Below are 23073 nucleotides of genomic sequence, written 5' to 3'. Positions count from 1 at the left end.
GAGGGCCTGTTTCCTACAGGAAGTGCTGACCGTAAGGTTTGTCCCCGAATGCTGCGGGCTCCGCGTTGTCGACATAGCGTGATAGTGCAGGACTTGCATTGCTGATAGAAATTTCCGATGGAACCTCACGCTTAGTGATGACCACGCATAGCCCCGCAACATGAACAAATGGCCCAGCACACAGGATATGTAGATTATGCAAATCAGGAATGTCCACACTTCTTCATTGATAAGGCTGGCGCAGAATACCTCGACACCTCGCCAAATTAGAAGCACCACATAGGCCACTTTCACTTCACAAGCACCGTATTGGAATCTTTACAGGAGAGTAAAAGCTATGCGTTCCAGGGTTATAACTCCATCGCTGGTAGTCATTATGCTTGCATGTGCATCAGCCGCGCCAGCTTGCTTCGCCACAGACATGACTCCCGGCGTGCAGAACGAGAGCACGTCAGAGGCGGATTTTCAGCAATGGCTGGCTACTTTCCGCAGCAATGCAACTACTAAGGGCATCGACACAGCCACACTCGATCTTGCCTTCCAAAACATCACGCTTGACCCAACTGTGCACCAGTTGGACACGGCGCAACCAGAGTTCACGACGGCCATCTGGGATTACTTGTCTGAGCGTCTGACTCCGAAGAATACCCAGCAAGGGCAGGAGCTTCTGCAAAAAGAGCCAGTTTTGAACGAGGTAGAGCGTCATTACGGTGTGAATGCGAAGATTATCGCGGCCATCTGGTGTATTGAGAGCGGCTACGGGAAGGATATTGGTAGTCGCGATGTGATTCGTTCCTTGGCCACGCTTGCTTACAAGGGCCGGCGGATGAATTACGGGGCTACACAGTTGATGGCCGCCCTTCATATCCTGCAAAACAAAGACATTGCTCGCGCGCAATTGATTGGCTCGTGGGCTGGCGCGATGGGGCAGACGCAATTTATCCCGACGACCTATCTTGACTATGCAGTTGATTTTAACCACGACAATCGGCGCGACGTTTGGAGTTCCCGTGCCGATGCGCTGGCCTCCACTGCCTCTTATTTAAAACGCAGTGCTTGAAACTCGCGCATCTCTTGGGGACAGGAGGTGCAGTTGCCCGAGAATTTCGATTACGCTCAGGCTGACATGTCGATCAAGAAACCCGTTGCAGAATGGCAACGGCTCGGGGTGATGGGAACGACGCACGCGATTCCGGGCGAGCTCGCACAGGAGCAAGCATCGGTCTTGCTGCCTGCTGGTTATCGCGGGCCAGCATTTATGGTCCTAAGGAGGCGCTGATTTATTCGATTTTTCGTCCCTGCAACGCTCTGGAGGCCTTGATTTATCTGGGGGCAACAGCTGGGTTTTAGAATAAATCAGCGTCTCCCTAAGTAATTTCCGTAGCATTCTGCGCTATAACAACTCCATTGCCTATGCGCTAACGATCGGGCTACTAGCCGACAGTTATGCTGGCGGGACCGGCGTGTCTCACCCGTGGCCGACTGATAATCCTCCCTTGGGCAGCATTGCGCAGGTAACCGATTTGCAGAAACTGCTGACTGCTAAGGGCTACTCCCTGGGTACTGCTGACGGTGTGATAGGGGCGATGACCCGGGCGGCCATCCGGGCTTACCAGAAGGATCAGCATTTGCCACCCGACGGTTACGCTAGCACTGTACTACTGGAGAGTCTGCGCCGATAGGTGTACTCACTTCATAGGTTTAGCTCGCTATATTTTTTTTGGGGGGGGGGGTCGCCGGGTTACACCCCCCAGAAAGTTTGTATGATCGTGTGCAGCCCCAGAATAAGATCGCTTCGATATTTATAATTTACCTATTAAAATCATAGTGATACGAATAGCCGTCGGGTACTTCTATTTTGAGGAAACGCTCTGGGCGCGGATCTGGATCTCTCAAGCCTAGTCTATCGAAGGAAAGGATGTTGACTTGAAAACTCGTGAATATTATGTCGCGGCAGCGGCCGGTTTAATTGGAGGTAACGTTTCTAGCTTTGTCAAGTGGGGGACGGAAATCCCATTTCCGCCTCGCACACCAGATCGTCCAATCCCGCCTTTAGAGATGCTTGATTCGCTCGGTATCAACGCTAATCAGCTTACCTACGTGTACTCCGAGCACATGGTGAATTATGGCAGTGCCTTGATTCACCAAAGCTTTTCCATTTTTTTCGCCATTTTCTATTGCCTGACTGCGCTTAGGTATCCGCGTATTGCCGTTTGGCAAGGTTTTGGCTTTGGCATGCTTGTCACCCTGGCTTTTCACGGGGTACTTTTACCGATGTTTCACTGGGCTCCTCCGCTCTGGGAGCTTCCTCCAGCGGAATGGGCATCTGAAACCTTTGGACACTTGCTATGGATATGGGTGATCGAAGTCATACGTCGCGATCTGCAGCAACGTTGGTCGCCCGGCCCTGGTTAGCTGTAACGACCTGCAATCGGAATGGCCTCAACCTGCGACCATCGCGTTTTTCGACCGGGATTGATTGCTTGGCGGTAAAAGCGACGTTTCAAGCTGGGCCAGCTCTGTGACGCGCAGGCCAGCTGTGTGAGTGAGCCAAAGCAGCAGCACGTCCGCTCTGGCATGCGGCCTGTCATCGAAGCCACTCTTATGAGGTGTTTGATTTGACCACGTCGAAGATATGTTGCACTACGGATCTTGGCTGTAGTGGAACTCTCTATCAGGATTGGCGGAAATTCGCTGTCGTTCCAAAGAGAGTCAGCAGCAGGCCTCCGGGAAAGCCTACCACCAGTGTTTATGCGGCGTTATAAGAAAATGCTACCGCGCCTGCTGCTTTATGGCGGGCGCACCATCCAAGCAGACTCCACCAAACCCCAATCGTCCCGATAACGGTTTCCTACTGACGGCTCTTCATCAATCGCGTTTCCTGTACCTGACACCATCTGCAGGTACTGCCACATGCTTCCCTCCAGAACCTATTGCTTCAGATCCAAACGTAGCCTTCTGGGCTTGGTCATGGCCGCCCAGATCACCCTCGCACACGCGGAGACGTGGGTCATTACGGACCGTAACCATCCCGTTCAGACATCGGCACATGTCCGGCTGATTCTCCTGGACGAGCAAGAGCGGCTTGAGACCAAGCTTTCGGAAGGGCTACCAGCGAATCAGCAACAAGCCATCACCATCATGCAGCAGCGCCTCAAGAGCGCCGATGCGCAGCGCTTGCAACGCGACCTGGCCTTAGCTCAACAAAACCTCGTAGACGCCTGGAGCATCGGGGTCACGAAGGTGCCTGCTGTGGTGGTCGACCGCACGTTTGTTGTGTATGGCGAAACCAATGTCCTGGCGGCGGAACATCGCATTGCCCAGTGGCGTGCTGCCCACCATCAAGATGAAGCTGGCCAGGGAGATATACCGTGATGAACCTACGCAAGCCTTCGGCGTGGGCGACATTGGCGCTGTCGATCTCAACCTGGCCAGCCGCCGCTACAGTGACATCGGCCACCCTCGCCGCCTCAACCCTGTCGCCCGACTGCCTGGAATACAAGGTGGTCGGAATCTGCTACTGGCTGCTTTGCACCCCGTTTGGCTGCAAGGTGAAGACATCGACCAAGGTTCGTCACTTCGTTCCAGACGCCGTGGTATCAAGCTACTCGAATACCGGTGAAAACCCGTGGATGGAGGTCTCTTCGTTGAGCTCATCAACTTCATTCGCCCAGGATGGCGGCGACGGGACCACCAATCACAACAACGAAGACAGCCTGGCTAAATTCAAAAATGCTGACGTTATCGGACATCCAGGAGGAGCAACGTTCAGCCAGTTTGCGAGTGCTTCTGGCTACGCCTGCCCAGGTGCTGCTACTCCATACATGCCTTACCTCTTGAGCACACTGGATACGGTTGCCTGGCGCCACGGCGTTCCTGAATCGGTGTACCCGGAGGCGCTCATCCCTGGCCGCAGAGAAGTGGGCGGCCTTTTCTCTGGAGACATGTGGGGAAGCGTCTACCCCCGCAGCGGCTTTATCCATCAAGCCGACGATTACAAGGCAGCTGCGGTCATTGCTCAACGTGCCGGCGATGTGGTCACCAGAATTGGACAAGTCCATGTCTACCTACCTCTACGCGCACTACCGATGCCAGGTTATTGGCCTGCAGGAGAACTGATTGAGGGCGTTGCTGCCACGGGTAAGTGGCAAGAGCTCACTCCTGCTCTCAGTCCGAGCTGCGCTGTATTTCCTAACTTTGGCCCGGGCATGCAAGCCACAGACGGTTCATACGCCTGGGCGCTATGGCGACCCTATTCCTGCTGCAAGCGGCAAGGACAAACCTTTCTTGGCAGTACGGACTTTCAATGATGATCAAGAGGACTTCAATCATGCGCCGCGCCGCCGCCATGTTGACTATCACATTTATGAGCGCCCTAACGGTCCACAGCGCCCTTGCCGAGACGCCAGGGATCAGTGCCAGCTCGTCCGGCAGCGTCATCGGTGACGATGTGTTGTACAGCGTCGGTGGCGGCAACGCCGTGACCATGGGAAGCGCCGGGAACATGGACAGCATCAGCATTGGCGGTGGCTGGAACAGCAACCTGGTCTGCGGAAACATGAGCCTGAACAATACACTGGAGAATCAGTTGAACGGTGCCACTTCCGGCTTTCAGACGATCATGGGCTCGATGATCTACAACGCCACCAGCGCAGTGGCCTCATTGCCAGGGCTGATTATCCAGCGCGCCAATCCAGCGCTTTACAACCTGCTCACCAACGGCATCCTGCAAGGCCGTCTTGATTTCGACCGCTCCAAAGGCACGTGCCGCGCCATAGCGGACAAGATGCTCGATGTCGCGGGCGGACAAATGGGCTGGGACAAGATCGCCGAAGGCCAGGCCATGAGTCAGGCAGTGAAAACCGGAAACACAGACGCGGTCTCAGCCGTTGCTCAGGTCGAAAAGCAAGGTGGGAATGACGGTATCACCTGGGTGGGTGGAAGCAAGGCCGGCGGATCGAGCCAACAGCCGATCAAGGTCGTAGGCGATGTCACGCGGGCAGGATACAACCTGCTGAATGGACGTAATGCCGCTGATACAGCCTCTATCAGCCCATCGAGCTGCAACAACGGCATGGTGTGCTCCACTTGGTCTTCGCCGCAGGAAGCAACCACATTCGCCAACCGTGTTCTGGGAGAGCAGCAACAACGCACGTGTGAGGGTTGCACCAAAACCACCTCTACTGCTGGCGTTGGGCTCACGCCCCTCATTCAAGAGTCCTACGACTCAAAACTCAAGGCGCTGCAGGAGCTCATTTCAGGCAACAAATCCCTCACGCAGGAGAACCTGTCGCAAGCCAGCAGTAGCTCTCTGCCTGTGACGCGCGGCGTGGTCGAGGCCCTGCGCTCCGAACACGACCAGGACATATTGGCCAAACGCCTTGCTTCAGAGCTCGCTTTATCGGATGTGCTGGGTAAAGCGTTGCTGCTTCAACGCACGATGTTTACCGGGAGCAAGGAACCGAACATCGCCGCCAATGATGTGGCCCAGCAGGCGGTCAGTCAGCAGAACAACAACCTGCAACAGGAAATTGACAACCTGAAGACCGAGCTGGACATGCGGCGCAATCTGGCCAGCAACTCTCCGACCGCCATTCTGCAACGGGCTCAAATCAGGAGGGACGGTTCAAAAGGCATCTTCCAAGGCGACCCGACGCCTGATCGTCTTGACCAATTGCAAAGCCCCAAGAAGGAGGACTGACGATGACGTCAACCACAACAAAAACTGGACGATGGAGAAAAGCGGGTAAAGCTGCGCTGATTTTTCTATTGATGTCATTACTGATGGCGCTACTGGTCGTGACGTTTCTGACGTTCGTCGACAAGGTGTTTGGGGATCTGGAGCAATTCAGCGAATGGCAGAGGACGCACTACGGGTACATGCTGGCCTGGCGGCTGTTGGTCTACGCAACGCTGGCCTTCGGATGGCTCAAGATCAGGAAGCAACTGGTTCAACAGGCATCCTCCGATATTCCCGCAGGTCTAATGCGATGTGAGGTGATCGCCCTGCTGTTGATTGCATTGATGGAGCTACGGCGTGCCGGCCTACTCGAGGGAGTCAGTACACTATGATGTTACACACCAATGATTATCTGGAATACTACCTCACGCTGGTCGGCTGGATCATCAACAGCGGCGTCTGGAACATGATTGAGGACAGCGGCTTGGTGGCCGCGCCGTTTGCCGCCATCATCATCAGCGAATGGCTCAAGGCACGTGCCGAGGGGGCCGACGAAGGCAACAAAGGGGTGCTCTCACTGGCCCGAGTCGAGAACCGCTTCTACACCGCGATTCTGGTCATCATTTTTTGCTGCATGCCTCTGGTGACGGTCAGCATCGACACGTTGCAGTTTGATCGAAGCCGCTCGGAGCAGTGTCAGTATTCGGTACCCAACCCGACCGATACGGGTTGGAATACCTCATTCAGTACGTTGAATGGAAAAAGCGCCGTTGTTCCTGTGTGGTGGCTATTCGTGCATGCGATGTCAAAAGCCGCAACCGCAGCCTCCATCGCGGCGATCCCTTGTGGTGTAGACCTGCAACAAGTTCGAATGGATGTGAATAGAGCGCGTATCAACGACCCACTACTGGCACAGGAAGTCGCCGACTTTACCAACGACTGCTACGCACTGGCACGGTCGCGACTATTCATGACTCAACCAACGCTCACCAAAGAGCAATTGAACGACGTCAACTGGATCGGCTCGCGGTTCTTCCTGCAGACGCCAGGCTATTATGATGATGGTTTCTCTGGGTTCAGGTCACACAGTCCTCGGACCAGATGGCCCTACGACGCAACAAGAGATGCGGGCCTGCCACAAACAACTGGTGGTGGGGGATTTCCTACGTGCACTCAATGGTGGTCGGCCGCAAGCATCGGCCTAAGAGCCAGACTGCTGGAACAGGTCAGTCCAGATCTGCTGAGCAAGCTCGCTCAGTGGGCAAAATTCATGACCCCGAATGAGGTGAACGACTCGGTCATTCGCGATCTGGTCTCCCCAAGGAAACAGAAACTGACGCAGGGACAGGTGTATACCGACTACGGCGGCCAAGTGGGTGGCTCAGTGGCTAACGATGTGACGCGCTTGACTGCTACCGTCGGTCAGGCTGCTGGGGCTCTCATGATGTACCCCGCCATGGACAGCGTTCGGCAGGCTGCACCAATGGCAATGGCCTTCCTAAAGATGGCCCTGATCATCTGCATCCCGTTTGTGCTAGTCGTAGGAATGTTTGATCTGAAGGTCGTTATGACGATCACTTTTGCTGCGTTCGCATTGATCTTTGTCGACTTCTGGTTCCAACTGGCACGCTGGGTCGACAGCACGATTTTAGATGCACTTTACGGTAACGGGATAGGAAGCAATGTTCCCCACTCCAATTTTGACCCCGTGTTTGGAGCCAGCAATGCTCAAGGAGACTTGCTGCTAGACTTCGTAATTGGCGCGATGTTCATTGTGCTACCAAGTTTCTGGGTGCTCGCCTTGGGATGGGGCGGCGCAACGATTGGCGGTTTAATGCAAGGATTGACTGACGGTACGAGAGATGCCAAATCAGCGGGAGGAGGCGCAAATATAATCATGTCAGAGGTAAAAGGAAACATGAAAAAATAGGCTATACACTGCAGGTGCCGAGACAAATGCATCTCGGCACCCATAAACCAATACCCTTACGACTGTTTCAAACCATTTTGGTAATAGCCATAGCCTTGATTACCAGTCATCCACCCTGAATCGCCACTGATGTGTTCATCTTCCAAAGCGTCACCGAAGATATCCAGTTGCGGTGTGTATAGACCATTTTCAACAGAAGAGCTATTCACGATACCGAGCCCAATAGCCAAAAGGACAGTGAAGGACAGTACGTACAACAGCCCCCAAGCGGCGAAGAATGCACACGTGCCGATCACTGCCACACGGGCAGCCCACTTAACTGATGTCACGATCAGGCCAGGCACGCCAGCTCGGCTGAGCAACAACCAGAACGCGCGCTCAACATTGAGTATTCGACGCAGACCACGACCGAGCACGTGACCAAAACGCGCTGCACCGCTTAAATCCGTATTGGCATCTGGGGTCATGTGTCACCTCGCCGGTCGATTAGAGCATGTCGTATTGATATCAATTGATAACCCATTAGTGGGTATCTTCAGCTCAATCCCCCTTGAAAATCAAGCCCTCGACGAGCAGTTGCGCAACAGATACCGACCGTTGAGAGGCCCGAGTCGACAGTGCTTCGACTGAAAAGCTGTCCCAGCCATCGTGCGCTTCACCTGGAGACATGAAGCGCTGCCATGGACCTTTCACTGGATTTCAATCTTTGCCTGCACCGGATTGTCGGCACCAAAGGGGAAAATGGGCTGAAGCAAAAGGGCAAAGCGAAGGGTTTGAATGGAATGGGGAATAAGGGTAAGTGCCTTACCTGAAAAGGCCGGCGATTCCGCCGGAAATGGACGCCGAAAGGGTTCGAAAGGCGGTCCTCCATGAAAATTGGATTTACAAAAAAACTAACCTAAACAAGCAGTTGGAGACTACATTTTCTTCGGCAAGCATGGCAACATCGGTTCGCTGACACTGTTTGGATCCCAACCATTCAGGTGGCGGCTCATGTAATAACCTTTCCAGGATGGATATGGGTTTCGACTTGTCACGCTGAGCCCTTTAGAGCAAAAGGCCCACCATGACTTCATCATGGGTGCCTCAATGCTTAGTTTCTTTCAGCGAAGAAAAACATCGCCAACCACGCCCTCTAATGCTGCTGCAGGGTTTATCAAACCCGAGTCTTCCGACACGTTACTGTCTACTCCCCGACGGCGTCAGCTCATTGAAAACATATGGCAGAGAACGTCCCTGCCCCGCGCGCAGTTCGATACGCTATACGTGCAGGCATTCAAGAGCTACGCAGCCTTGGTGCAGCATCTCCCTGCCTCGGAGAATCATCACCATGCCTATCATGGTGGCATGCTGGATCACGGTCTTGAAATCGTCGCCTACGCACTGAAGATTCGGCAAATGTATCTGCTGCCAATCGGAGCTCCGCCCGAGTCACAGGCTGCCCAGTCCGAAGCGTGGTCTGCAGCATCGGCTTATGGTGCGCTCGTCCATGACCTGGGCAAGATTGCTGTAGACGTCAAGGTGGAACTGGCAGACGGCACGACTTGGCATCCATGGCATGGGCCACTGGATCAGCCATACCGATTCAAGTACGTGAAAGGTCGGGACTACCGGTTGCATGGAGCTGCTTCGTCGCTGATCTACGCGAATGTCATTCCGGCGAAGGCACTGGACTGGCTCAGCGGGTTTCCCGAGCTCTGGACCCAACTGGTGTTCGCGTTCGCAGGGCAATATGAGCATGCCGACATCCTGGGAGAAATTGTCTCACAGGCGGATCAGGCATCGGTGGCGCAAGAGCTCGGCGGCAATCCGGGTCGGGCAATGTCAGCGCCTAAACAATCCATTCAGCGGCAGCTGGCCGAAGGCTTGAGGATGCTCATCTCTGAGAAATTCAAGCTGAACCAGCCCGATGGTCCTTCAGACGGCTGGCTGACGCAGGACGGCTTGTGGCTTGTCAGCAAGCCTGCGGTAGACCAGCTCAGGGCTCATCTGCTGTCACAGGGCATTGAGCACATTCCGACATCCAATGCCCCCATGTTCAATCTGCTCCAGGATCAGGCAATCATTCAGCCTAATGGAGAGGGAAAAGCCATTTGGAAGGCCAGCATCGACAATGGTCGAGGCTGGAAGAACACGTTCACGGTGTTGAAGATAGCGCCGGCATTGATCTGGCCGAACGCTACCGAAAGACCAGAGGCGTATACCGGCACCCTTACGGTGGAAGCCGCAGGACCGGCGGAAGAAGTCGAGCAAGCGCTTGTGGGAGCCGCCGAACCACTATCGGTAGGTAACAACAAGAAGATACCTGCCGCGGTCAATCAGACGGCTCAGCAATCCTCTCAGAAACAAGCACCGGCACCAGTAAAAGATTTTGATGCGCTGGATGAGCTGCTCGATCTATTTCCCGATCCAGTACCTGCTGCTCCAACTGCACCAGTGCAAAGTAGCCCGGAGAGCACTGACGACGATCAGATCCCCTTTTCTCCTCCAACCAAACCACCTGCACGGCTTAGTCAGCCCAAGCAGGCTGAGGCTGACATCCCCGTTTTTGAGACAACTCCAGCAACAGACACTGCCAAGAACTCGACTGACTCGGCCCCGAATCATGGCACCAACTTCTTCACCTGGCTGAAAGGCGGTGTGATCTCTCACCGGATCATCATCAATGACGCCAAAGCGCGTGTACATACCGTGGACAGCACGGCGTTTCTGGTCAGTCCGGATATCTTCAAACGTTACGCGCTTGAGCATCCGGCGATTGAGCACGAGGCGAAAGAGCGCGGTCTCGAAGCCTGGCAATTGGTCCAGCGATCTTTTGAGAAGCTGAAAAAACATCGGAAGACGCCCGCCGGCCTGAACATTTGGACATGCATGGTCAAAGGACCGCGCAAAAGCAAGCAACTGCGGGGCTATCTGCTCCTAGAGCCCACCGACGTCTTCAGTGAAGTGCCCTACGACAACCCTGTGGTCAGTTTGGCGGACTTGGCAGATAAGGAAGCATCTGAATGAACACAATGACACTGCCTGAGCTGACCCAGGAATACATTCTCACCCATGATTTACGGCCGGACACGGTCAAGATCTACTGGGCTGCCACAAAGTCCTATGTCAGATTCTTCGGTGACCGTCTGGCAAGCGAGACGACGCACCGGGACATGCTCGACTGGCGCAGATCCGAACTGGAGAGAATCTCAAAGCGCAGTTGGAATACGTACTCCAGCCATTTGCGCACCATCTACGGCTACGCAATCGAACACGGTCTGGTAGACATGGTTGCTAACCCATTTAAAAACACGAGTGTGGTGCCACCCAAGCGCCCAAAAAAGACAGTTGCTAACGACGCTAGCGTCCGCGCTCGTAACTGGCTCAAGGTGTTGGCAGCAGAAGAACGTGCCACTGGAAAACGGACAGAAATTACTCCGGCCTGGTTCTGGCTCACCGTGTTCGAAACCTTCTACTACACGGGGCTAAGGCTCAACGCGCTGCTGTGCCTGCGTTATGCGGATGTGTACCTGGGCGACCGGCTGATCCGAGTCAGAGGTGAAACAGAGAAAACTCACCGTGAGTTCCTGATTCCGATCCCGGATGGGCTCATGGCACAGTTGGAAACCATCATGAACGCTGCTAAAGCAGTGGGTTTTCAGCCCGAAGACCAACTGTTCAACGTAAACAGATTTTCTGGTCACTACCGTCGTCAAGAGATGAACTCTAATCAGGTGGAGGCTATGTACAAAAAGCTCACCGCGATGACCGGGGTACGCATGACTCCTCACCGGTTTCGTCACACGATCGCCAGCGAGCTGATGACGCTGCCAGAGCGCAATATCTATTTGACCAAGAAACTGCTGAACCACTCGAATATCGCAACGACGATGGATTACATAGAGCCTGACTACGAGATGATGCGAGCGGTGATGAATGAGCGAGGCAAGCGACCGGCCAAGATCAGCTACCTGGCAAAAGCAGATGCGGCGCAGCGAGCTGAAAAACATTACTCTGTAGCTGCTCCAGTGAGGGACTTGACTTCGGGATCGTCGATACACGAAAGGACAGCAGTTGCCGACAGAGCATCGGGGCACGTCTTGGGCAAAACGCCCGCCCAGACCGTGCAGTTAAAGCGCAAAAAACAAAGTGCCCCTTTGAATTCGCACTCGGGTACGACAATACAGGCTGCACCAGATATCACGTCAGGAAGTCACGAGTACATACCGTCCCCCTTGAATGAAGGCGACCCTGCTGTTAGGCAACTACCGTTAGGCTGCTCCAGCCCGGAAGATCTGTTGAGAAGCTTGGGCGAACTCACCAAGTGGGTACAACACAACATTGCCGGCGGAGGAACTGGTACTGAACCAGTGATTGAGGACAGACCTGTACCAAGCCAGGATGCTCGGCATCTACGCCCTGAAATGCTGGAAATGACCGGAAGGATAGGCAGGTCATGGTGATCCAGCTGCCATAGAGACAGTTGTAAAAATACTCAATCTGCCATTATCAGCAGATGCTTCGCACTGCAGATTATTTAGTTATGAGGCCTAATGACTGCTTCAGGCGGGCCTACGCCAGCACAGCACAGCAATTTTTTCCAAAAAAAATGCCCCGATCACAAGCTTTCGCTTGGAACGGGGCGCTCTAATTTGACATCACCAGATGCTGGCGCTATCTTTCGCTCCAGACGGCTGCTTGCCTGGTTAAACGCACCAAGACGCTTGTCCGCTTTTTTACAATGACCGACTACCTAAAAATCTAAAGATCGAGCTCTGTAGCAACAGTATTTGGTCGGGGTAAGGGGATTCGAACTCCTGACATCCTGCTCCCAAAGCAGGCGCGCTACCGGACTGCGCTATACCCCGGTAAATCAAGGCACCTCAACCAGCGGCCTGCGACCCGATACGAGTGGCATCAGATCTTTAAGATTCGGCTCCAAGGTGAACCTTGGAACCAAAAATGGTGGGTCGTGTGGGATTCGAACCTACGACCAATTGGTTAAAAGCCAACTGCTCTACCAACTGAGCTAACGACCCAAATATGGTCGGGGTAAGGGGATTCGAACTCCTGACATCCTGCTCCCAAAGCAGGCGCGCTACCGGACTGCGCTATACCCCGACTGAAACTGCATTGAACCTTGCGAAATCTGGCTCCACGACCTGGACTCGAACCAGGGACCCAGTGATTAACAGTCACTTGCTCTACCAACTGAGCTATCGCGGAACTATCGATTTCAGATTCAACGTTACAACCTGTAGCCTTGAAACCAGCGTGCTGTTAACTCGTTGATTTCAACCTCATCGACCTTTGCGCTTCGTTTGTATCGTTGCGTTCACGTCTCTGAGGCGCGCTATTCTACAATTTTAAAAACACCTGTCAACCCTATAAATTGCTTTTTAAGACAATGATTTGCGATTTTTTTTCAGATGCCCTTTCGAGCCCGATTTTACTGATGCAACCCCGAGATGCAAAGGGCCCTCATGCTGAGGGCCCCTCTATATAGACACCGACGAGCGAATCAGCCGAACACGATCTCGTCGTCGACCACCTTGCCGGTGATGCTGCTGCCAGGTTCGAAGCCGCCCGACAGGATCAGTTGCGCCAGCGGGTTCTCGATCCAGCGCTGGATGGCGCGCTTCAGCGGACGTGCGCCATAGACCGGGTCGTAACCGACGGCAATCAGCTTGTCCAGCGCCTCGGGGCTCAGGACCAGCGTCAGCTCGCGCTCGGTCAGGCGCTTGCGCAGTCGGCCCAGCTGGATATCGGTGATACCGGCAATCTGGTCCCGCGCCAGAGGCTCGAAGATCACCACTTCGTCGATCCGGTTGACGAACTCCGGACGGAAGTGGGTGCCGACGGCGTCCATCACCGCTGCACGCTGAGCCTCGCGATCACCGACCAGTTCCTGGATTTGCGCCGAGCCCAGGTTGGAGGTCATGACGATCACTGTATTGCGGAAGTCCACTGTGCGCCCGTGGCTGTCGGTCAAGCGCCCGTCTTCCAGCACCTGCAGCAGGATGTTGAACACGTCAGGGTGCGCTTTCTCGACCTCATCCAGCAGAATCACCGAGTACGGTTTGCGACGCACCGCTTCGGTCAGGTAACCGCCCTCTTCGTAGCCGACATAGCCTGGTGGTGCACCGATCAGGCGAGCCACGGAATGTTTCTCCATGAACTCGGACATGTCGATGCGCACCATGGCCTCTTCGGTGTCGAACAGGAATTCGGCCAGCGCCTTGCACAGCTCGGTTTTACCCACTCCGGTCGGGCCGAGGAACATGAACGAACCGCTTGGGCGATTCGGGTCAGACAACCCGGCACGCGAGCGGCGCACCGCGTTGGAGACGGCGACGACCGCCTCTTCCTGACCAATGACCCGTTTGTGCAACAGGGTTTCCATGCGCAGCAGCTTGTCGCGCTCGCCTTCGAGCATTTTGGACACCGGGATGCCGGTCCACTTCGACACGACTTCGGCAATCTCTTCCTCGGTCACTTTGCTGCGCAGCAACTGGTTCTCGGGCTTGCCGTGCTGATCAACCATTTGCAGGCTGCGTTCCAGGTCAGGAATGATCCCGTACTGCAACTCGGCCATGCGGTTCAGGTCACCACGCCGACGTGCGGCTTCCAGCTCCTGACGGGACTGCTCGATCTTCTGCTGGATCTGCGCAGAACCTGTGACCTCGGCTTTTTCCGACGTCCAGATTTCTTCGAGATCGGCGTATTCCTTTTCCAGACGCACGATTTCGTCCTGAAGCTTCTCAAGACGCTTGATGGCCGCGTCGTCCTTTTCTTTCTTGAGCGCCTGGGCTTCAACTTTCAGCTGAATCAGGCGGCGCTCCAGACGGTCCAGCACTTCCGGCTTGGAGTCGATTTCCATGCGAATGCGGCTGGCCGCTTCGTCGATCAGGTCGATAGCCTTGTCAGGCAACTGGCGATCGGTGATGTAGCGATGGCTCAATTTGGCCGCCGCGATGATCGCACCATCGGTGATCGCCACCTTGTGGTGCACTTCGTAGCGCTCTTTCAGGCCGCGCAGAATCGCAATGGTGTCTTCTTCGCTCGGTTCGTCCACCAGCACTTTCTGGAAGCGACGCTCAAGCGCGGCGTCCTTCTCTATATATTGGCGGTACTCGTTGAGCGTGGTGGCACCGACGCAATGCAGCTCGCCACGGGCCAGCGCGGGTTTGAGCATGTTACCGGCGTCCATCGAGCCTTCGCCTTTACCGGCACCGACCATGGTGTGCAATTCGTCGATGAACAGGATGATCTGGCCTTCCTGCTTGGACAGTTCGTTGAGCAGCGATTTCAGGCGCTCTTCAAACTCGCCACGGTATTTGGCACCGGCAATCAGCGCGCCCATGTCCAGCGACAGCAGACGCTTGCCGCGCAGGCCGTCCGGCACTTCGCCATTGATGATGCGCTGCGCCAGCCCTTCGGCAATGGCGGTTTTACCCACGCCAGGCTCGCCGATCAGCACCGGGTTGTTCTTGGTACGGCGCTGCAGAACCTGAATGGTGCGACGAATTTCGTCATCCCGGCCGATCACCGGGTCAAGCTTGCCCTCTTCGGCGCGCTTGGTCAGGTCTACGGTGTACTTGTCCAGCGCCTGACGCGACTCCTCGACGTTAGGGTCATTGACGGCCCCGTCACCGCGCAGGTTGTTGATGGCATTTTCCAGCGCCTTCTTGCTGACGCCCTGGCCCAGCAATAATTTGCCGAGCTTGCTGCTTTCATCCATGGCCGCGAGCAACACCAGCTCGCTGGAAATGAACTGATCGCCTTTCTGCTGCGCCAGGCGGTCGGCCTGATTGAGCAGGCGCGCCAGATCCTGCGACATGTTGACGTCGCCAGTCGGGTTCTGGATTTTTGGCAGCCGGTCGAGTTCTGCGCTGAGTTCTTTGCGCAGGCTGTTGATGTCAAAACCGACTTGCAGCAGCAGAGGTTTGATCGAGCCGCCCTGCTGTTCCAGCAATGCCTGCATCAAATGCGCAGGCTCGATGGCTGGATGGTCGAGGCCGACGGCCAGCGACTGGGAATCCGATAACGCTAACTGTAATTTACTGGTCAATCTGTCGATACGCATTAGTCACCTTCCTTTTAATGCAGGCCGGAGCAATGAACACACCTGTAAAGAAAACCTGCTTGATAGCCCGTTAGATGCGGACGATTCTGCGTGTTTCAAGCGGGCACGGGCTGATACAGATCAGACGGGCGTCAGGCAAGCCTAGCTGGCCTGGGCGAAAGAGCTCTGCAATCAGGCGTGTTCGATCCAGATCAGCGAGGCAAAGCGGCCAGTGCGCGCAGCACGGCGGTAGGAAAAGAAGCGTGGATCCGTGAACGTATCCAGCCCGCCGCCATACACGGCAGAGATGCCATGGGCAGCCAGCCGGAGCCGGGCGAGCGCATAAATGTCGGCCATGAAACGCTCAGGATTCGAACTGGCGACAAATGCATCGGCAATCTGAGGATGGCTGGCGGTAAAAGCTTCGCGCACTTCCGGGCCGACTTCGAACGACGGCTGGCCGATGGCCGGGCCCAACCAGACCAGAATGTCTTGCGGATCACACTGCAAGCTGTCCGCCGTAGCCTCCAGCACACCCGCCGCCAGCCCGCGCCAGCCTGCGTGCGCAGCAGCCACGCGAGTACCGTCGCGGCGGCAGAACAAAGCGGGCAGGCAGTCAGCGGTCATGATGGTGCAGGCCACGCCGGGGGCACTCGTCCAGCTGGCATCGGCTTCGACAACCCGGGACGGATCGGCATGCGCCACGTCTACGCCGTGCACCTGACGAAGCCAGGCAGGATCAACATTGAGGCTGGACGTCAGGCGCAGACGATTGCTCGCCACCGCCTGAGGGCTGTCATCGACATGATCGCCCAGATTGAAACTGTCGAACGGGGCCATACTGACCCCGCCCGAGCGGGTGGTAACGCACGACTTGATCTGCGCTGGCGCGGGCCAGTCAGGTATCAGCCAGTCATTCACCCGATGAACGCCTCGCGATCCTGCTTGAGCAACGACAGCAACCAGACGAAATCATCCGGCAGTGGCGATTCCCAGCTCATGCGTTTGCCGGTGATCGGATGATCGAGTTCCAGAAAACGTGCATGCAGCGCCTGACGCGGGAAGGTCTTGAGCGAGTCGACCATGGTCAGGCTGGCGGCTGGCGGAATGCGGAAACGACCACCGTAGGCCGGATCGCCGACCAACGGGTAGTTGATGTGCGCCATGTGCACGCGAATCTGATGCGTGCGGCCGGTTTCCAGCTTGACCCGCACATGCGTGTGCGAACGGAAGCGCTCCAGCACGCGGTAATGACTGACCGCCTGCTTGCCACCTTCCATGACCGCCATGCGCTGACGCTGCTGGCCGTGACGACCGATCGGCGCGTCGATCTTGCCGCCTGCGGTCACGACGCCGATCACGATGCACTCGTAGATACGGCTGACACTGCGACTCTGCAACTGGGTGACCAGTTGGGTCTGCGCCTGAATGGTCTTGGCGACCACCATCAGACCAGTGGTGTCCTTGTCCAGACGGTGCACGATGCCGGCACGCGGGACATTGATGATGTCCGGCACGTGGTGCAGCAAGGCATTGAGCAGCGTGCCGTCGGCGTGACCGGCAGCCGGATGCACCACCAGACCGGCTGGCTTGTTGATGACGAGGATCTGGTCGTCTTCGTAAATAATGTCGAGCTCGATGTCCTGAGCGACCCATTCACCCTGGGCCTCCTGCTCGGCAATCAGCTCGAGAACAGCGCCACCATGCACGATGTCACGGGGGCGCAGCACGCCTCCGTCCACAGTCAGGCGGCCGTCCTTGATCCAGGCGGATAGGCGCGAGCGCGAGTGCTCAGCGAATAATTGTGCGGCGACTTGATCGAGGCGTTGACCGCCCAATTCGGACGGCACCTCTGCGCGAAGTTCTATATTTTCGGACATGACCAGACTAGGTGGCGGCTAGCCTTTGGTTTCGGCAGCGCGCTTGTGGTTAAATACGGCGTCTTTTGTCCCGCCGGTATCGCGGGGCGCTCATCATAACAGGACGGCCCCGCCCAAGACAGCAGGCCGTTATAGGGACGCAAGCCGCCATGCAAGTGAAACACCTGCTGCTGATCGCCATCCTCGCATTGACTGCGGCCTGTTCGTCGAAGGAAGTCATCGACGAAAACCTCAGCGAAGTCGAGCTGTACCAGCAGGCGCAGGCCGACCTGGGAAATAATAGCTATAACAGTGCCACCGAGAAGCTCAAGGCGCTGGAATCACGCTATCCGTTCGGTCGCTACGCTGACCAGGCCCAGCTCGAGTTGATTTACTCGAACTACAAGAACGGTGAACCCGAAGCAGCCAAATCCGCTGCCGAACGCTTCATCCGCCTGCATCCGCAGCACCCGAACGTCGACTACGCGTATTACATGAAGGGCCTGACCTCCTTCGATCAGGACGTCGGCCTGCTGGCCCGCTTCCTGCCGCTGGACCAGACCAAGCGCGACCCGGGGGCTGCCCGTGACTCGTTCAACGAGTTTGCCCAGCTCACCAGCCGCTATCCCAACAGCCGCTACGCGCCTGACGCCAAGCAGCGCATGATTTACCTGCGCAACCTGCTGGCGTCATACGAAATCCACGTAGCCGACTACTACCTGACCCGTCAGGCCTATGTCGCCGCCGCCAACCGCGGTCGCTATGTCGTGGAAAACTTCCAGGAAACGCCTTCGGTAGGCGACGGCCTGGCGGTAATGGTCGAGTCTTATCAGCGTCTGCACCTGGACGACCTGGCTGCCACCAGTCTGGAAGTGCTGAAGACCAACTACCCGAACCATCCGCAACTGGAAGACGGCAAGTTCACCCCGCGTCAGGCTGAAGCCGACAACCGCTCGTGGCTGTCGAAAGCGACCTTGGGCCTGATCGACGGCAGCGCGCCGCTGCCACCGGGCCAGACCCGTGCCGATCAGGACATCAAGAAGCAGTATCAGGACGCCAAGGACTCGATCCCGAAAGAGTTGTTGCCGGAAAATCAGGCAGAGCTGGACGAGCAGGCCGAGAAAGAAGCTGAAGAAAACGGCACCAAGAGCCGTTCGTGGTTCAGCTACATGACTCTGGGTCTGTTCGACTGATCCTGAGCGTGTACAAAAAGAGGCCTGCGGCAGACTGTGTGAAAACCTAGCAATCTGCGCAGCGCTCAAAGAAAATGCTCCGTATCGAAAGATACAGAGCATTTTTCGTTATGGCCTACATCCAAGGTGAGTCCCGCAGCCAGACCAGCCTATTCCCGGTCTCGCTGGAAGAGTTGATCCCCGAGGATCACCTCGTTCGTGTCATTGACCTGTACGTTGCCAGGCTCGATCTGGTGCAACTGGGCTTCGATAAAGCGATTCCAAAAAGCACGGGGCGCCCTGCTTATGATCCCGCCGATCAGCTAAAACTCTACCTCTACGGCTATTTTCAGCGGATTCGCTCATCGCGACGTCTTGAAGCCGAGTGTCAGCGCAACATCGAAGTGATGTGGCTGATCAACCGGCTCAAGCCCGACTTCAAGACCATCGCCGATTTTCGCAAGAACAATAAACCCGCCTTCATCGCGACCTGCCGTGCTTTCGTTCGGTTTTGTCGCACGGCAGGCTTGATCGCCGGTGAGTTGGTGGCCATCGACGGCAGCAAGTTTCAGGCGGTCGCATCCTCACGGCGTCATGTGAATTTGAAGCAGCTCAAGCGCCAGGAAGAAAAACTGGATAAGCGCATCGCTCAGTATCTGGCCGAGCTGGATGAGGCCGACAAGGCTGAAACCACAGATTCAATTGATCGCAGCGCAATCAAGGTAGCCCTGGCACAGCTTGAGGCTCGACAACAGGATAATCAGAGTTGCCAGGCACTGATGCGTTCGATGGGCATCGAGCAGTTCAACACCCATGAAAGCGATGCCCGAATGATGCGCACGGCCAAAGGGCCACGTGTGGCCTACAACGTGCAAACCGTCGTGGACGCCGAGCATTGCCTGATTTTGCATCATGAGGTCACCCAAGATGGCGATGACCGAAAGCAACTGGAGCCGATGGCCAAGGCCGCCAAAGCAGAGTTACAGCAAGATGATCTGACGGTCACTGCCGATGCCGGCTACTCCAATGGCAAGCAGTTTCAGGCCTGCGAGGATGCTTCGATTACGGCCTATGTACCGCCCAATCGTTCGAAAAACCCTGGCAGTCAGGAAGAGCAGCTCTTTGAGCGAAAAGACTTTATCTATGAGACCGGACACGATCGTTTCCAGTGTCCGGCAGGCAAATGGTTAACGCTAAAACAGCACAACAAAGGTGATCGGATCTATCAGGCTGAGGTCGATGACTGCGCCAACTGCGCGCTGAAAACGCAATGCACTCGAGCCCGGCGCCGTTATGTCTCACGACATGCCCATGAAGAGGCTTTCGAGCGGATGGAGCAAAGAATGCAGGCGCATCCTGAGATGATGGCCAACCGAAGATCCATCGTTGAGCACCCCTTCGGCAACCTCAAGCAATGGCTATTTGGTAATGGCCGTTTCTTGCTGCGACAACTGGAGGGTACAAAAGCTGAAATGGCCTTGGCGGTGAATGCCTATAACCTGAAACGAGCGATTAAAGTGCTCGGTGTGCGCCATCTGATGGCTTTGATGGGCTGAGCGGACATTTTTTTCGTCTGCTGCCAATACAAAAAAAACGCCCCGAACAAGTCGGGGCGTTTGCTTGGGCCTTCATCAGTGTGTTTTCACACAGTCTGCTTGTGGAGGCGTTTTTTTTTGTGCGAGCGTTGATCGGCGCGCCGTCAGCGGCTCATCATGCTGGCCGCCTGCTCGGTGGCTTCGGTCGTTCTGGTGGCCAGCTTGCGCACCTCATCGGCCACAACCGCGAAGCCTCGTCCAGCCTCACCGGCCCGCGCAGCTTCGATCGCTGCATTGAGCGCCAGAAGGTTAGTCTGGCTGGCGATACTCTGGATGGTGCCCACGATCTGGGTAAGCTGGGCGATGTTCTCTTCCAGATTTTTCTGATGATGCGCTTCGGTTTCCCGAAGAGCGTCTTGCTCATGCTTTAGATGCACGTCCACTAACGCCCCTACTACCCTCAGCGGGGTACCGTCCGGGGTGCGACGGGTCTGACCGCGCGCACGGAACCAGCGGTATTCGCCGCTTTTCATCTTCAAGCGGTATTCAATATCGAACGGCGTCTTGCCAGTGCGATCATTCAAATGAGTACCAAACGCCGTGAGGCTACGTTCCTTGTCCTCCGGGTGCAGGCGTGATGCCCAGCTGTCCAGTACGTCAGGAAATTCCTCAACCGTTTCAAAACCCAGCAGACGCCTGAACTGCGGCGACCACCAGAACGGGTTTCGTGCATTGACCGGATCACCGGCAATTACCTCCATGTCCCAGAGGCCATCGGAAAGCATTTCCCGTGCAAGTTCGAAGCGGGTGATGATCACGTCATGTTCAAGGTCACGCTCGAGCTCATCGTGAATATCACGAAGAGAGCCTGCAACACGCAAGGGCGTTCCGCGGGCGTCTCTCAGTGTTTCGCCTTGGGCATAAAACCAGCGATACGTGCCGTTCTTCATGGCCAGACGATTCTTGACCCGATACGGCGTGTTACCCGAGCGGTCGTTGAGGTGCTTGGCAAATGCGTCCAGCGTGGCTTGTTTATCCTGCGGATGAAGCCGGTCTGCCCAGCTTGCCAGTACGTTGGGAAAATCTCGCTCGTCATTGAAGCCCAGAAGCGAACGCAGTTGCTGAGACCACCAGAATCGATTGTTCGGGTTGACCGGATCGCCCGCAACCACCTCCATGTCCCAGAGGCCTTCACTGGACGCACGATTGACCAGATCAAATCGTGTTTCGTAAGCAGCCGCCGAGGCAGAAGCCTCCCCGAGAAGATGGCGGGCGGTTTCAAGTTCTTGCTCAAGGTCGGCAATACGCTGCTCGTTCATGTGACGCTGGCCGCTCAGCGAACCCCAGCATTCGAGTACCGTACTTTCTTCAGCGCAACCTCTTACCATCGGCTCGCCAGAACCCTTGAGAGAGGCAATTAGTTGCTGAAGCGCTTTTCTGTCGCGACGTGGGCGGAATAAATGAAACATGCAGAGGGCTCTCGAAATAAGGCAGATTTGCCGAGTCCTTGGCATGTCACATCTTTATCGACATGCCGTGCAGTTTCTGTAACCACGAATAGCGATCCCCCTCTTGAACACCTGGCAGGCATGCCAGCCGATGGATGTTTCAACGGTGCAAATCACCCCCGCCCTCCAAACCTGCGCAGCACCACAACCCCCAACAACGCCGACAACAGCGACCCGATCAATACGCCCACCTTGACCTCATCCACCAGTTCCGGTGCGCCCGGAAAGGCCAGTGCGCCAATGAACAGGCTCATGGTGAAGCCGATGCCGCACAGCGCCGCAACACCATACAACTGACCCCAGTTGCTGCCGTCGGGCAAACGGGCCAGACCGGCGCGGATGGCCAGTGCCGCCAGCGCGAAGATGCCCACCTGTTTGCCGATCAACAGCCCCAGTGCGACACCCAGCGGCACCGGGTCGACAAGTTTCTCAACCGTGATGCCGGACAGCGACACGCCAGCATTGGCAAAACCGAAGATCGGCACCACGGCGAAAGCGACCCACGGGTGCAGCTTCTCTTCCAGGTGCAGCAGCGGCGAGCTGTATTCTTCGTCGGGGTTGCCCAGCGGGATGCACAATGCCAGCGCGACCCCGGCGAGCGTGGCATGGATGCCGGACTGGAGCATGAAGAACCACAGCAGCGCGCCGATGATCAGGTAGGGCAGCAGTTTTTTCACACCCAGCCGGTTCAGCGCAATCAACACGGCAATGGTGGCAAACGCCCCCAGCAGCATGGGAATCGACAGGTCGCTGGTGTAGAACAGCGCGATGATCAGCACCGCCCCCAGGTCATCGAGAATCGCCAGTGCAGACAGGAAGATCTTCAGCGACAGCGGCACGCGCTTGCCGAGCAGTGACAACACACCCAGCGCGAAGGCGATGTCGGTCGCAGCCGGAATGGCCCAGCCGCCGATAGTGTCTGGCTGGCCCCAGTTGAAGGCCACGTAGATCAATGCCGGAACGACCATGCCGCCCAACGCCGCGAAGCCGGGTAAAGCGCGCTGGCTCCACGACGCCAACTGACCCGCCAGCATTTCACGTTTGATTTCCAGACCGACCAGCATAAAGAAGATCGCCATCAGACCGTCGTTGATCCAGTGCGACACCGACAGCCCCGCGAACACCGCATGCAGCGCGGCAAAATAGCTGTCGGCCAACGGCGAGTTGGCGACGATCAGAGCGGCCAGCGCGGCGGCCATCAACACCAGCCCGCCAGCGGATTCAGCGGCGAAAAACCGTGTGATGAACGCCAGCGCGTTCGGGGATTCAGTACGAGGATCGGGTGTAGGCATGAGGGCTCCGCGGGGGTACAAGCGCAAAAAGGCGGCAACCTTACCACCCG

At 56.3% G+C, this 23073-nt stretch carries 16 protein-coding genes, 4 tRNA genes and 4 pseudogenes; 13 read left to right on the top strand and 11 right to left on the bottom strand.

The features are described from left to right. Window positions 1–337 precede the first annotated feature (337 nt). The 8 genes and pseudogenes from BLT55_RS26230 (at window position 338) to BLT55_RS26190 (ending at window position 7610) form a co-directional block, all read left to right on the top strand. Window positions 338–1279 (top strand): annotated as a pseudogene (locus BLT55_RS26230) (lytic murein transglycosylase). Between the two features lie 91 nt (window positions 1280–1370). Beyond that, window positions 1371–1682, top strand: a pseudogene (locus BLT55_RS31225) (peptidoglycan-binding domain-containing protein); the annotation flags it as partial. Window positions 1683–1926: 244 nt separating this feature from the next. Then, window positions 1927–2415 (top strand): YagU family protein, encoded by a 489-nt coding sequence (locus BLT55_RS26220; protein WP_011167681.1) that lies wholly within the window; start codon window positions 1927–1929, stop codon window positions 2413–2415. A 498-nt stretch (window positions 2416–2913) separates the two neighbouring features. Beyond that, a complete protein-coding gene (locus tag BLT55_RS26210) occupies window positions 2914–3375 on the top strand; it encodes a TIGR03757 family integrating conjugative element protein (RefSeq protein WP_055001602.1) in 462 nt (153 codons plus the stop codon). Continuing rightward, window positions 3375–4310, top strand: coding sequence for a TIGR03756 family integrating conjugative element protein (locus tag BLT55_RS26205; protein WP_055001601.1), 936 nt, complete (start codon window positions 3375–3377; stop codon window positions 4308–4310). Before BLT55_RS26210 ends, BLT55_RS26205 begins: the two co-directional genes overlap by 1 nt. A gap of 20 nt (window positions 4311–4330) precedes the next feature. Next, window positions 4331–5701 carry an integrating conjugative element protein gene (locus BLT55_RS26200; protein ID WP_074801156.1) on the top strand — a complete coding sequence of 457 codons (1371 nt, stop codon included), beginning with the start codon at window positions 4331–4333 and terminating at the stop codon, window positions 5699–5701. Window positions 5702–5703: 2 nt separating this feature from the next. Next, window positions 5704–6072: a hypothetical protein gene (locus BLT55_RS26195; RefSeq protein ID WP_055002144.1), complete on the top strand. Its 369-nt coding sequence runs from the start codon at window positions 5704–5706 to the stop codon at window positions 6070–6072. Beyond that, window positions 6069–7610: a conjugal transfer protein TraG N-terminal domain-containing protein gene (locus BLT55_RS26190; RefSeq protein WP_055002143.1), complete on the top strand. Its 1542-nt coding sequence runs from the start codon at window positions 6069–6071 to the stop codon at window positions 7608–7610. Before BLT55_RS26195 ends, BLT55_RS26190 begins: the two co-directional genes overlap by 4 nt. A 56-nt stretch (window positions 7611–7666) precedes the next feature. Here BLT55_RS26190 and BLT55_RS26185 read toward each other — a convergent pair whose 3' ends face one another. After that, the gene (locus BLT55_RS26185) at window positions 7667–8077 is read right to left on the bottom strand and encodes a DUF3742 family protein (RefSeq protein ID WP_044322497.1); all 411 of its coding nucleotides are present in this window, start codon (window positions 8075–8077) and stop codon (window positions 7667–7669) included. A 213-nt stretch (window positions 8078–8290) separates the two neighbouring features. Between BLT55_RS26185 and BLT55_RS34435 the strand changes: the two genes are divergently transcribed. The 3 genes from BLT55_RS34435 (at window position 8291) to BLT55_RS26175 (ending at window position 12055) form a co-directional block, all read left to right on the top strand. Beyond that, window positions 8291–8422, top strand: coding sequence for a hypothetical protein (locus BLT55_RS34435; protein WP_259641183.1), 132 nt, complete (start codon window positions 8291–8293; stop codon window positions 8420–8422). 265 nt (window positions 8423–8687) lie between these two features. After that, window positions 8688–10619 carry a MobH family relaxase gene (mobH, locus tag BLT55_RS26180; protein WP_074801153.1) on the top strand — a complete coding sequence of 644 codons (1932 nt, stop codon included), beginning with the start codon at window positions 8688–8690 and terminating at the stop codon, window positions 10617–10619. Next, window positions 10616–12055, top strand: coding sequence for a site-specific integrase (locus BLT55_RS26175; RefSeq protein ID WP_019335108.1), 1440 nt, complete (start codon window positions 10616–10618; stop codon window positions 12053–12055). The genes mobH and BLT55_RS26175 overlap by 4 nt, the downstream gene beginning before the upstream one ends. A gap of 328 nt (window positions 12056–12383) precedes the next feature. Here BLT55_RS26175 and BLT55_RS26170 read toward each other — a convergent pair. From BLT55_RS26170 to rluD, 7 genes are all read right to left on the bottom strand, one after another. Further along, window positions 12384–12460, bottom strand: a tRNA-Pro gene (locus BLT55_RS26170). Between the two features lie 95 nt (window positions 12461–12555). Beyond that, window positions 12556–12631, bottom strand: a tRNA-Lys gene (locus BLT55_RS26165). A 5-nt stretch (window positions 12632–12636) separates the two neighbouring features. Beyond that, window positions 12637–12713, bottom strand: a tRNA-Pro gene (locus tag BLT55_RS26160). Window positions 12714–12742: 29 nt separating this feature from the next. Further along, window positions 12743–12818 (bottom strand) — tRNA-Asn (locus BLT55_RS26155). A gap of 295 nt (window positions 12819–13113) precedes the next feature. After that, window positions 13114–15678: an ATP-dependent chaperone ClpB gene (gene clpB / locus BLT55_RS26150; protein WP_007253445.1), complete on the bottom strand. Its 2565-nt coding sequence runs from the start codon at window positions 15676–15678 to the stop codon at window positions 13114–13116. A gap of 171 nt (window positions 15679–15849) precedes the next feature. Continuing rightward, entirely contained in the window at window positions 15850–16578 is a 729-nt protein-coding gene (pgeF, locus tag BLT55_RS26145) for a peptidoglycan editing factor PgeF (RefSeq protein ID WP_055000854.1), read from the bottom strand. Next, complete coding sequence (gene rluD, locus BLT55_RS26140; protein ID WP_005895286.1) at window positions 16575–17537, bottom strand: 23S rRNA pseudouridine(1911/1915/1917) synthase RluD; 963 nt, start codon at window positions 17535–17537, stop codon at window positions 16575–16577. Before rluD ends, pgeF begins: the two co-directional genes overlap by 4 nt. A 149-nt stretch (window positions 17538–17686) precedes the next feature. On the opposite strand from rluD, the gene BLT55_RS26135 reads away from it, so the two are divergent. Together BLT55_RS26135 and BLT55_RS26130 are read left to right on the top strand one after the other, a co-directional pair. After that, a complete protein-coding gene (locus tag BLT55_RS26135) occupies window positions 17687–18709 on the top strand; it encodes an outer membrane protein assembly factor BamD (RefSeq protein ID WP_007253447.1) in 1023 nt (340 codons plus the stop codon). A 110-nt stretch (window positions 18710–18819) separates the two neighbouring features. Continuing rightward, window positions 18820–20244, top strand: a complete 1425-nt coding sequence (locus BLT55_RS26130) for an IS1182-like element ISPsy6 family transposase (RefSeq protein ID WP_055001182.1) — start codon at window positions 18820–18822, stop codon at window positions 20242–20244. Between the two features lie 149 nt (window positions 20245–20393). Here the strand turns inward: BLT55_RS26130 and BLT55_RS34955 are convergent. The 3 genes and pseudogenes from BLT55_RS34955 to nhaA all read right to left on the bottom strand — a co-directional run. Beyond that, a pseudogene (locus BLT55_RS34955) lies at window positions 20394–20600 on the bottom strand (methyl-accepting chemotaxis protein); the annotation flags it as partial. An 81-nt stretch (window positions 20601–20681) separates the two neighbouring features. Continuing rightward, a pseudogene (locus tag BLT55_RS34950) lies at window positions 20682–21401 on the bottom strand (PAS domain-containing protein); the annotation flags it as partial. A 443-nt stretch (window positions 21402–21844) separates the two neighbouring features. Then, a complete protein-coding gene (nhaA, locus tag BLT55_RS26120; RefSeq protein WP_074801147.1) occupies window positions 21845–23023 on the bottom strand; it encodes a Na+/H+ antiporter NhaA in 1179 nt (392 codons plus the stop codon). Between the last annotated feature and the right edge of the window lie 50 nt (window positions 23024–23073).

Source organism: Pseudomonas cannabina (genome assembly GCF_900100365.1).
Taxonomy (GTDB): Bacteria; Pseudomonadota; Gammaproteobacteria; order Pseudomonadales; family Pseudomonadaceae; genus Aquipseudomonas; species Aquipseudomonas cannabina.
The sequence above is the reverse complement of the archived record's forward strand: the minus strand, read 5'-3'. Positions and strand labels throughout refer to the sequence as shown.